Origin of the sequence: Rhodococcus sp. CX (assembly GCF_015865005.1) — a bacterium.
Lineage (GTDB): Bacteria > Actinomycetota > Actinomycetes > Mycobacteriales > Mycobacteriaceae > Rhodococcus.
On the sequence record NZ_JADZGH010000135.1, the window covers coordinates 5,806 to 16,079 of the forward strand.

9 protein-coding genes and 1 pseudogene are annotated in these 10,274 nt (G+C 67.6%); 7 read left to right on the forward strand and 3 right to left on the reverse strand.

What is annotated here, in order from left to right; genetic code table 11:
* On the reverse strand, positions 1-1,426 hold a 1,426-nt coding region (locus I0Q12_RS14465; protein WP_231610669.1), incomplete at its 3' end, for a long-chain fatty acid--CoA ligase.
* Positions 1,427-1,487: 61 nt separating this feature from the next.
* Complete coding sequence (locus I0Q12_RS14470) at positions 1,488-3,002, reverse strand: carotenoid oxygenase family protein (RefSeq protein ID WP_197252573.1); 1,515 nt, start codon at positions 3,000-3,002, stop codon at positions 1,488-1,490.
* Positions 3,003-3,216: 214 nt separating this feature from the next.
* Between I0Q12_RS14470 and I0Q12_RS14475 the strand changes: the two genes are divergently transcribed.
* The 4 genes from I0Q12_RS14475 (at position 3,217) to I0Q12_RS32880 (ending at position 7,436) form a co-directional block, all read left to right on the forward strand.
* Complete coding sequence (locus tag I0Q12_RS14475) at positions 3,217-4,458, forward strand: acetyl-CoA acetyltransferase (protein ID WP_197252574.1); 1,242 nt, start codon at positions 3,217-3,219, stop codon at positions 4,456-4,458.
* A gap of 2 nt (positions 4,459-4,460) precedes the next feature.
* A complete protein-coding gene (locus tag I0Q12_RS14480) occupies positions 4,461-5,468 on the forward strand; it encodes a nitronate monooxygenase family protein (protein WP_197252575.1) in 1,008 nt (335 codons plus the stop codon).
* A gap of 23 nt (positions 5,469-5,491) precedes the next feature.
* On the forward strand, positions 5,492-6,427 hold the full coding sequence (locus I0Q12_RS14485) for a helix-turn-helix domain-containing protein (protein WP_197252579.1): 936 nt from the start codon (positions 5,492-5,494) through the stop codon (positions 6,425-6,427).
* Positions 6,428-7,055: 628 nt separating this feature from the next.
* Positions 7,056-7,436 (forward strand): DUF559 domain-containing protein, encoded by a 381-nt coding sequence (locus I0Q12_RS32880; RefSeq protein WP_307846239.1) that lies wholly within the window; start codon positions 7,056-7,058, stop codon positions 7,434-7,436.
* A gap of 15 nt (positions 7,437-7,451) precedes the next feature.
* Here the strand turns inward: I0Q12_RS32880 and I0Q12_RS14495 are convergent, their stop codons facing one another.
* On the reverse strand, positions 7,452-8,528 hold the full coding sequence (locus I0Q12_RS14495; RefSeq protein ID WP_197252576.1) for a porin PorA family protein: 1,077 nt from the start codon (positions 8,526-8,528) through the stop codon (positions 7,452-7,454).
* A gap of 341 nt (positions 8,529-8,869) precedes the next feature.
* On the opposite strand from I0Q12_RS14495, the gene I0Q12_RS14500 reads away from it, so the two are divergent.
* From I0Q12_RS14500 to I0Q12_RS14510, 3 genes and pseudogenes are all read left to right on the forward strand, one after another.
* Complete coding sequence (locus I0Q12_RS14500) at positions 8,870-9,337, forward strand: SRPBCC family protein (RefSeq protein WP_197252577.1); 468 nt, start codon at positions 8,870-8,872, stop codon at positions 9,335-9,337.
* Between the two features lie 78 nt (positions 9,338-9,415).
* The gene (locus I0Q12_RS14505; RefSeq protein ID WP_197252578.1) at positions 9,416-10,129 is read left to right on the forward strand and encodes a phosphatidylserine decarboxylase; all 714 of its coding nucleotides are present in this window, start codon (positions 9,416-9,418) and stop codon (positions 10,127-10,129) included.
* A gap of 8 nt (positions 10,130-10,137) precedes the next feature.
* A pseudogene (locus I0Q12_RS14510) lies at positions 10,138-10,274 on the forward strand (CDP-diacylglycerol--serine O-phosphatidyltransferase); the annotation flags it as partial.

Here is a 10,274-nt window from a genome sequence, read left to right on the forward strand (position 1 = left end):
CGCGGATGATCAGGTCCTTGCTGCGGTCGACGTAGCGCAGGTACTGGTTCCGGTCGCCGGCGATCTCGAAGATGTCGCCGGTCTTCAGGTATCCGTCGTCGTCGAACGGACTGGGGAGGTCCGCTCCCCCGATGTATCCGGGGAAGACGGCGGGGCCCGCGATCCGGAGTTCGCCGGGCCGGCCCGCTTCGGTGATCTCCTCACCGGTCGTGAGGTCGACGAGCCTGACGCTGACGCGTTCGGCGAACCTCGACGACCACCGGATGCCGTCGGCTCCGTAGCGGGGGAAGAACTGCGCTCGGATGTCGGGGTCGGGGAAGTCCTCGGGACTCGACAGCAGCGACACACCCTCGTTGGAGCCGAAGAAGTTGATGACGCTGAGCCCGAACCGTTCCTGCCACCCGCGCACCATCGCCGGTTGCAGCGGCGCCGAACCCGAGCCGATCCGGGTCAGGCTGGACAGGTCGATCTTCGCGAGCAGGTCCTCGTTGTTCAGGAGCATCCACATCAGCGCCGGCGGCGCGATCGTGTAGGTCACGCGCTCGACCGCGATCTGCCGGAAGAAGGTGGGCGCGTCGAAGGGATGGTGTTGCACGAGCCTCGCCCCCATGACGAGCCACGGCAGCAACATGCCGTTGATGCCCGCCATGTTGATCATGGGGAACGGGTTGAGCAGCACGTCGTCGCCCGTCACGCGGGGTGCGTCGATCGTCGCGATCGAGAAGGCGAGCCAGTCGTAGTGGGTCCGCTGCACCCCCTTCGGTTCGCCCTCGGTGCCGGACGTCCAGCAGATCGTGACGCAGTCGTTGGGATCGTTCGGGTCCGCGCTACGCAGCGCTTCGACCCGTCCCCTGTCGGTGTCCGAGGCCGGACCCGGGACGATGTGCGCGTCTGCCGTTCCCGAATTCTCCTCCGCCGCACCGATCGTCAGGACAGACCGCAGGGACGGAATCGTGTGGCGCACCGCGACGACTTCCGCGGCGGTCGGACGGCCGCCGAACTTCTCCACGGTCAGCAGGGTCGCGAAGCCGCCCTTGTTCGACATCGTCACGATCTCGTGTTCGCGATACTGCATCGCCAGCGGCGACACGACGGCGCCGATCGACCACGCGGCGAGGTACACCTCGACCAGTTCGACGGAATTGGGGAGTTGGACGCCGACGACATCGCCGCGACCGATTCCGTGGTCGAGCAGCCGCGCCGCGAGGTGGACGACCTCGGATTCGAGTTCTTTCCACGTGAGGCGCCGGGGCTGCGATCCGACGAGGTCGGCCCGGTTGGCCGGGTCGACGATCGCGGTGGCGTCACCGCGCGCGCTCACCTGCTCGCGGAACACCCGGTCGAGCGTGTGATCCGTCCACCATCCGCGCCGGACGTAGTCCTCGACGCGGTCTTTCGGATGCAGGCCTCGGTGTGGCTGGGCCATGGGCCACCTTTCCTTCTCGACTGTGCGAACTGGGGTTACGGGGAGAACGGATCCGCGGTGCCTACAGGCCGATCGCCTGCGCCGGGTCGTCGGCGGCGCGCCAGCGCCGGAGTTCTTCGCCCGCCGCCCACGTGGAATGGGTTCCGCTCGAAATTCGTTCGGGCAGGCGCAGTTTGCAGACCGGTCCGTCTCCGACTGCCGCCGCGTCGAACACCAGACAGTAGGAGGCGTCGTCGTTCATATCGGTGGTGAGCGTGACGAGGTATCCGTCGTCCTCGGATGTGCTGCCCACCCGCGGAGCCATCGACGTCTCGCTGCCGTACACGCCGTCACCGAACGAACAGCTCTCCTCGGCGCCGGTGCGCACGTCGTGCTTGACCAGGCCGTTGAACAGGAACCGTCCCGGCACACCCGTCGCCGCGTAGACGTAGCGATGCTCGCGTCCGCCGAGCGTGTTGTTGATCATGCCGAACTCGGTGATCGTGTCCGTGAGGGGCTCTTCCTTCACCGCTCCGGTGACGAGATTGAAACGCCAGCGGTGCAGCCGGGTCTGCAGGTAGTCCAGTGCGAGGAACCGGAATGCCCGCTGCTGCTCCGTCAGTCCTTCGGGCGAGGGTTCGGGGGCGCCCTGGTAGAAGCCGTCGAGCACGATTTCGTCGCCGTCCTCGTAGGCGTTGGCGAAGTGCAGGACGTAGGTCGGGTCGGCTTCGAACCACTTGATGTCCGACGTCTGCCCGCGACGGGGGATGACCGCGAACCGGGCGGGCATGTCGCGACGGAACTTCGGTGCGTGGACGCCGCGCTCGAGCAGCCGCGGATCCCAGAACAACGGCAGATCGTTGAGGATCGCGTAGTTCTCGGTGAAGGCCATGTCGTGCGGCAGGCGCGGACCGGGGAGCGGGATGTCGACGTAGTGCACGAGGTCGTTGTTCTCGTCGACGACACCGTACTTCATGTACGGCGCCTCCTTGCTGTAGTTGAAGAACAGCATTTCACCGGTCGTTTCGTCGACCTTCGGATGCGCCGACACGCCCCAATGGAAGGGGAAACTCCCGTTCCAGTCCTCCTTGCCCAGGGTGCGTGCCGAGTACGGATCGAGGCGGTACAGATCGCCGCACTGCCAGAAGCTCGTCAGCGCACGCCCGCGATGGACGACGACGTCGGTGCTCGACGCGTCCTTCATCCTCCGCCGCGCGCCCCAGCCGTCCTCACGTTCGGCCCACTCGGGCATTTCCGAGGCACCCGCCCACAGGGCACGGCCCGCTTCGTTCTCGGCGAGAAGGCCGTCCGTGCGCACGAAACGGTTGCGGTAGAACGCCTTCCCGTCCCGGAAACCCACGACGTGAATCATGCCGTCGCCGTCGAACGGGTGGTATCTCCGCACCGCCGGATGGAGCGGATTCTCGGTGTTGCGCAGGTACACACCGTCCAGGTCCGTGGGGACCTGCCCCTCGACGACCTCGAGATCGTCGGCCTTCCATTCGGTGGTCTGCGGCCGCCACGGGCCCGTGCGGTAGGGGTGATCGTCGTCCTCGGGAAGGGTCGACAGCAGTCGGCCGACGATCTCGATATCCATGATGGCCTTCACCTTTCGCATCGGGCTGGCGCGGAATCCCGGCGTGGGCTTCGGGGCGCGCCTTCGTTCTACAACTAAGAGAGTGACTAACGACACGTGCCATTGTCAAGACGCCCTCGACAATCCCCCTCGACGGAAGAGGACTTCCCATTTCCCGCAAACTCTTATAGTTGTAGTAACGATTGCAGTTCACACAGCCCGAAAGCAGAGACCCATGAGCCCTGAACCGGTGTGGATCGCCGGCGGATACCAGTCCGACTTCTCCCGAAACCTCTCCAAGGACGGTCTCGACCTCGACGCACTGACCGCCGAAGTCGCCCGCGGTGCACTCGACGCCGCGAACATCCCGATCGCCGACATCGACGTCGTCCACGTCGGAAACGCGTTCGCGCAGGTGTACACGGGTCAGGGCCACCTCGGTGCGATGCCGGCCTCGGTCCTCCCCGATCTGTGGGGTGTGCCGGCCACCCGCCACGAGGGCGCCTGCGCGTCCGGATCCCTGGCGATCCTCGCGGCGATGGCCGATCTCGAATCCGGGCGATACGACTGCGCCCTGGTCGTCGGCGTCGAACTCGAAAAGAACGTGCCCGGCGACCTCGGTGCGAAGAACATGTCCGGCGCTGCCTGGATCGGGCACGAGGGTCAGGATGCCAAATTCATGTGGCCCTACATGTTCAGCCGCATCGCCGACGAGTACGACAAGCGGTACGGTCTGGATCCCGGGCACCTGTGGAGCATCGCCGAGCTGAACACCCGCAACGCCCGCTCCAATCCGAACGCGCAGACCCGCGGATGGCAGTTCGGTCCGGCGTCCTTCACCGACGACGCCGACGCCAACCCGGTCGTCGAGGGCCGGTTGCACAAGGTCGACTGCGGTCCCCTCACCGACGGCGGCGCCGCGGTCGTCCTGATATCGGACCGGTACCGCCGCGCCCACACGGAAACAGCCGAACAGAAAGACCTTTCGCGCATCCTCGGCTGGGGCCACCGCACCGTCGGGCTGCTGCTCGAGGAGAAGCTCGCCCGCAGCGCCGACGAGCCGCTGATGTTCCCCCACGTGTCCGCCGCGATCGGGGATGCCTTCACGCGCGCCGGCATCAGCGGGGTCGACGACCTCGACCTCATCGAGACCCACGACTGCTTCACCGCCAGCGAATACATGGCGATCGACCATTTCGGCATCACGAAACCCGGCGAGAGCTGGCGCGCAATCGAATCCGGAGAACTCGAGATCGGCGGGCGCATCCCGATGAATCCGAGCGGCGGCCTGCTCGGCGGCGGGCATCCCGTCGGCGCAACCGGTGTGCGCATGCTCCTGGACTGCCACAAGCAGGTCACCGGGACGGCAGGCGACTACCAGGTGCCCGGCGCCGCCCGCGCCGGAATGCTCAACTTCGGTGGAAGCACCACCACCACAGTCAGTTTCGTCGTCGGACGAGACCGATCGGAAAGATGACCATGACAACAGCATTCCGTCCGGTGACACGCTTCGAGAATCTGCGCCTGCCGGTCGTGGCGGCACCGATGTTCCTCGTCTCCGGCCCCGACCTGGTGGTCGCCGCCTGCGAGGCGGGCATCGTGGGATCCTTCCCCAGCCCGAACTGCCGCACCACCGCGGACCTCGACGAGTGGATGGGCACCATCCGCGACCGCCTCGCATCGTCCCGCACCGCGCCGGCGCCGTGGGCACTGAATCTCGTCACCCACCGGACCAACACACGTCTCGCCGACGACCTGCGGCTCGTCGCCGAACACCGGCCCGACATCGTGATCACGGCCCTCGGTTCTCCCGCCCCGGTGATCGACGTCGTCAAGTCGTACGGGGGAACGGTCATCGCGGACGTCGTGAACATCGCGCTCGCCCGCAAGGCCGCAGAGGCAGGTGTCGACGGGCTCGCGTGCGTGTCCGCCGGCGCGGGCGGTCACACCGGTCACCTGTCGCCCTTCGCGTTCATCTCCGCGGTCCGGGAGTTCTTCGACGGGATCGTGACCGTCGGTGGGGCCGTCACCGACGGGGCCGGTATCGCCGGGGCGGTCGCCGCGGGCGCCGACCTCGTCTATATGGGCACCCGTTTCCTGGCCGCCACCGAGAGCATGGCCGCGCCGGAATACAAGCAGATGGTCGTCGACCACGGTCCCGACGATCTGATCGTGAGCGCGGGCATCACCGGGACTCCCGCGTCGTGGCTGCGCCCGAGCCTGGTCGCCAACGGATTCGATCCCGACAACCTGGTTTTCGGTGCCGAGCGATCCTACGATGCGGCATCCGACGGTCCCGCCCGCTGGAAGGATGTGTGGGCGGCCGGCCAGGGGCTGCAGACGATCAAGTCGGTCGAGCCGGTCGCGGCTATCGTCGACCGGCTCGAATCCGAGTTCGCCGCGGCCACCACGCGATTCGTCGGACACGGCTACGGTACGGCGGCCGGGGCACCGGCACCGGATCGAGCACAGGAACGGCACCACTAGAGTCAGCTGACGTGGCCGAACGAATGTTCACCGAGCTTGCCGAGGGCGGCGACAACGCGATCGCCGTCACCCTCGGTGTGCTCGGCGACGAATGGAATCTGTGGATCCTGCGTCACGCGGTCGCGGGGTGCCGGCGCTACGGCGACTGGATCGCACAAGGTTCGATCTCGAATTCCGTTCTGTCGAAACGCCTCACCCAGCTGACCGAACTCGGCCTGCTCGACAAGGTGCGCTATTCGGACCATCCCGTCCGCTTCGAGTACCCGCTCACTCCGCGCGGGCTCGCCGTCTGGCCCGTGCTGCTGAGCATGTGGGCATGGGAGCAGACGTGGTCGCCCGAGTCCGCCGACGTACTGCCGTCGATGCGGCACGCCGCCTGCGGCGCGACGTTCACACCGGTTCTGGTCTGTCGCGCGTGCGGTGAACCCTGCGACCGGCACGACGTGTCGGCGGATCTCGGCCCGAGTGCCGACTGGTCGCGCAGCGTGCCGGCGTCGATCGGCCGTCGCCGGTCCACGTCGGTGCGGCAACCGTCCCAGGTGCTGCCGCACACGATGGAGCTGCTGGGAAACCGGTGGTCGGCCGCGATGATCGGGGCGTTGTTCCTGGGCGCCCGCCGGTTCGGCGAACTGGCGGAACGCACCGGCGCGCCGCCGGCGATGGTCGCCGACCGGCTCCACAGACTCGAGGACCTCGGGGTCGTCGAGACGTCACCGAACCCGACGCGGCCGGATTGGGTGACCTACGGCCTCACCGCCAAGGGTGAGGCGTTCTTCCCCGTCGTCGCGCTGATGATCGACTGGGGTCAGCAGTGGTTCCGGGCACCCGAAGGTCCCGCGATCCTCTTCCGGCACGTGTTGTGCCGGAAGGACTTCCATCCGGTCCTTCAGTGCAGTGTCTGTTCGCAGGCGCTGCGTGGCCGGGAGGTCCTGATCGAGCCCCCGGCTTCCGGCACCTGACGAGCGGGAGGTTGTGCGCGAAATACTCGGGAATATCGCGCACAACCTCCCTCTCACCCGTCACAGACCTGTGGACAACATCGAAGTTGTACACATGTGCGCCCAGCGGGTTTTCGCGATCGGACGCGGCCGCGCACGCTGGGCATCATGATCGACTTGGACGAGCTGTTCCGGGCTTCGGAGGCCCTCGACGCTGGAATCGTCACCAGGTACGGCCTCGACCGGCACTTCGTACGTCTGCACCGCGACGTGTACATCCGCCCGGGGATCGCGCCGACAGCGCGACTGCGAGCGAAGGCCGCGTGGATGTGGTCGAACCGCAGCGGGATCCCGGCAGGACTGTCGGCGGCCGCGATGCACGGGTCGCGGTGGATCGACCCACACGCACCCGCGGAACTGCTCAGGGACGGTCATGTGCGGTCGGTGCCCGGCATCGTGGTTCGTACTGCACGGGACGTGGAGACGTGCGTGGTCGACGGGATGACCGTGACATCACCGGCGCAGACGGGCTACGACCTGGCGCGGCGTCATCGTCCTACCGTCGCGTGCATCGAGATGCTCGACGCGCTCTGCAACGCAACCGGATTGAGGGTCCGCGATATACAGGACGTCGCGGCGACACATCGGGGTGACCGGGGTCGGCGGCCTGGATCGGATACTCGCCCTCGTCGACGGGGGCGCCGCGTCGCCTCCCGAGACGCACACGCGGCTGCTGTTGATCCGTGCGGGATTGCCCGCCCCGGAAACACAGATCGAGGTGTTCGACGGTGACCGCTTCGTGGCGCGGGCGGACCTGGGCTGGAAACAGTGGCGGGTGCTCGTCGAGTACGACGGCAGCCACCACTGGACCGATCCGGCCCAGCGCACGAGCGACATCGAACGCTATGCCCTGCTCCCGGAACTGGGTTGGACGGTCATCCGGGTGGGTGCGGACCTGCTCGACCGGCGATCCGGGGTCCTCGTCGAGCGGGTCCGTGATGCCCTGCGTCGTGCAGGCGCTCCCGTGTAAGACACGAGCCTCGGGTCAGGACTCCGACCCGGTGGACTCCAGGACCTCGCCGCTCGCGTCGTCGGCCTCGCCTGCCGGCGGAGACGCCGGCTCCGGGCGGCGGCGCAGGAACGCCACGACGATCAGCACGACACCGATCACGGTGAGCAGCAGCGGCAGCCACTTCGAGACGATGTCGAGCATGGTCTCCGACGAGGACAGCTTCGAGGCCGTGTCCGCGACCGATGCGTCGTCGGTGCCCACGACGGCGCGGGACAGGTCGAGCAGCGGGATCAGCTCTTCCCCGGCCTGCATGTTGAGCACGGTGGTCTGATCCTGGACGGAGCGCACCGTGCTTCCGAAGCGGGTGTCGATGTTCAGATCGACCGTGGTGTCGGCGGTGAGCACGACGGGCACGAGATCGGGCTGGGCCGCCAGCGCCGCGGTGATCGGCTGCGCCTTCTCGGGCGGCAGGACACCGGCGAGAACCTGGAGGATCTGCTTGGGAAGGACCGATCCGTCACCCACGCCGGCCATCGCGGCGATCCCGGCCTGCGCCGGAGCGAGCACCGCGGGGTCGGCGATCGGCGCTGTGAGGTGGCCCCGCAGGTCGAAGACCTCGCGACCCTCGAGGACCGAGTCTCCGACGTGCTCGAGCGGAATGGGTTCGCGAGTAACGGTGTCGTACAGCGCGTTGCCGTCCGGCGAGGGGTTCATCGGCAGGGAGAAGACCATGGCGCCCTTCTGGTCCTCCACCTCGAAACCCTCGGGTGCCGGCTGCTGGGAGTAGTCGACCCGGCTGAGCGCGTAGGTGTGGGCCGACGTGGAATCCCCTGTGGGTCGATGGGTTTCGGCGACGCTCGTGATGACCGCGACGTCCCCGTCCACGTGGTCGACCTCCACGTGCCGCGTCACGGTGAACTCGACGCCGTCCCCGAGGGCGAACTTGCTGGGGTCGAACGACTGCAGGCTGCCCGTGTAGGTCGACCGGCCGTCGAGTTCGGTGGGCATCTTCGTCATCGACGGGACGAGGACGAATCGGATCAGCCCTGCGGCTGCGATGAGTAACACTCCGACGATGGCGAGTACGAGCGACGAACGACGCAAAGACACGTGGTCCTCCTGAGATTGCAGACAGCACCGGTCCACGGACCACCGATACTACGGAGACCGCCCGGTACTGCCGAAATACGTATTTGAATGCGCTGCAACGGATTCGGGCCACCGTTGCAGGATTCCGACCCCTGCGGGCGCCCCCGCGCCCCACCCCTCCGATCGTCCCACTTCGTGACGCGCTCAGCATACGGACTGCATGTACCGAGCACATCGAATTCCCGGAGAATGGGAGACGCAGAACCAGGCAAATCGACCACTACCCTTCCGGTGCAGGTCTGCGTACGATACGGTCGGAAACTGCCCGTAACCCTAAGTACCGCTTATATACCGGGAGTGACGTGTCCAGAACCCTCGAAGCCACGATCGACATCTCCGCGAGCCCGCAGCAGGTGTGGGCGGTTCTCGCCGACCTCCCGCGGATGAAGGAGTTCAGCCCGCAGTGCCGCGGGATGAAGGTGCTCGGCGGTCCGGTCGGTGTCGGCACCAGCACGATCAACATCAACCGCAGGGGCGCGCTCGTCTGGCCCACCACGTCCAAGATCCTCACCTTCGAGCCGGGCCGTGAACTCCGTTTCCGCGTCAACGAGAACCGCACGATCTGGTCGTTCGTCCTCGAACCCACCGAAACCGGCACCCACGTCGTGCAGCGCCGCGAAGCGCCCACCGGCACGACCAAGATCTCGCGGACTCTGATCAACCTCGCGATGGGCGGAACCGAATCGTTCGACGACGAAATGATCGTCGGGATGAACGCCACGCTCACCCGGCTGAAGCACGTGGTGGAGGCCACGCCCGTCACCGTGTAACGCTGCTCGCGTACGCTGTGGTAGCCCGCGGGCCCGTCGGTCCGCGGCTCACATCGCAACGCGACAGTAAGAGGAGCCGTGGCCCGAAAGCCCACACCCGCCGGAATGCCACCCACGAGCGGTGTCGCCCACATCGCCGATCTGGTCCGTAAGGCGGTTCCGCCGCTCCACCCCGCCGGCCTGCCGTTCGTCGCGGCCCCGCTCGCGGTGGCCGCACTCGGCCGCAACCGCAAGTGGGTGCGCCGCGCCGGTCTCGCGTCCGCCGCGGCGACCGCAACGTTCTTCCGTCACCCGCACCGGGTTCCGCCGAACCGGGTCGGAGTCGTCGTGGCCCCCGCCGACGGCGAGGTCGCGCTCGTCGACACCGCGGTACCCCCGGCCGAACTCGGACTGGGCAACGAACCGCTGCCGCGCGTGAGCATCTTCCTGTCGGTCCTCGACGTGCACGTGCAGCGCAGCCCCGTCGGCGGCACCGTCCGCAAGGTCGTGCACCAGCCGGGCAAGTTCCTCTCCGCCGATCTCGCGGACGCGAGCGAGGTGAACGAGCGCAACAGCATGCTCCTCGAGACCCGTGACGGTCACCAGGTCGCCGTCGTCCAGATCGCAGGCCTGCTCGCCCGCCGGATCGTGTGCGACGCCGGTGTCGGCGACACGCTGCCGATCGGCGACACCTACGGCCTGATCCGCTTCGGCTCCCGCGTCGACACCTACCTGCCGGCCGGAACAACCCTGCTCGTCGAGCGCGGGCAGCGCACCATCGGTGCCGAAACCGTCATCGCTCAGCTCCCGTGAACCCCCCGCTGACCACCCCCGAACCGGAACGCAAGCGCCGCGGCCGACCCCAGGCGGTACGCCTGCTGCCCAGCGTCATCACGATCCTGGCGCTGTCGGCGGGTCTGTCCGCGGTGAAGTTCGCGCTCGACGGCGAGCTCGGCAC

Coding starts and splice junctions, on each gene's coding strand:
- I0Q12_RS14470 (WP_197252573.1), bottom strand. CDS start 3,002: ATGGATATCGAGATCGTCGGCCGACTGCTGTCGACCCTTCCCGAGGAC.
- I0Q12_RS14475 (WP_197252574.1), top strand. CDS start 3,217: ATGAGCCCTGAACCGGTGTGGATCGCCGGCGGATACCAGTCCGACTTC.
- I0Q12_RS14485 (WP_197252579.1), top strand. CDS start 5,492: ATGTTCACCGAGCTTGCCGAGGGCGGCGACAACGCGATCGCCGTCACC.
- I0Q12_RS14480 (WP_197252575.1), top strand. CDS start 4,461: ATGACAACAGCATTCCGTCCGGTGACACGCTTCGAGAATCTGCGCCTG.